At 58.1% G+C, this 222-nt stretch carries 1 protein-coding gene; it reads left to right on the top strand.

The annotated features are described in order from the left end of the window. Positions 1–17: 17 nt before the first annotated feature. On the top strand, positions 18–222 hold a 205-nt coding region (locus AB4507_RS23030), incomplete at its 3' end, for a hypothetical protein (protein ID WP_372139339.1).

The following is a 222-nucleotide window of genomic DNA, read 5'->3' as shown; positions in this document are numbered from 1 at the left end:
ACTTGACGGTGACGCCAGTGAATGATGCGCCGGAGCTGACAGGCGATCTGTTGGGTGAAATGGATGAAGCAGGCAGCTACACCATCACGGCGGCAGATCTTGGCTACACGGACGTTGACGATACGGACACAGGCGTGAGCTTCACGGTCAGCAACGTGAGTAACGGCACAATCTTAGTGAACGGCGTCGCGTCGAGCAGCTTTACGGTGGCGCAGTTGGCGG

It is taken from the genome of Vibrio sp. 10N.222.54.A3 (genome assembly GCF_041474095.1).
In the GTDB taxonomy this organism is placed as follows: Bacteria; Pseudomonadota; Gammaproteobacteria; order Enterobacterales; family Vibrionaceae; genus Vibrio; species Vibrio crassostreae_C.
This window is presented reverse-complemented; position numbering and strand designations above follow the sequence as displayed.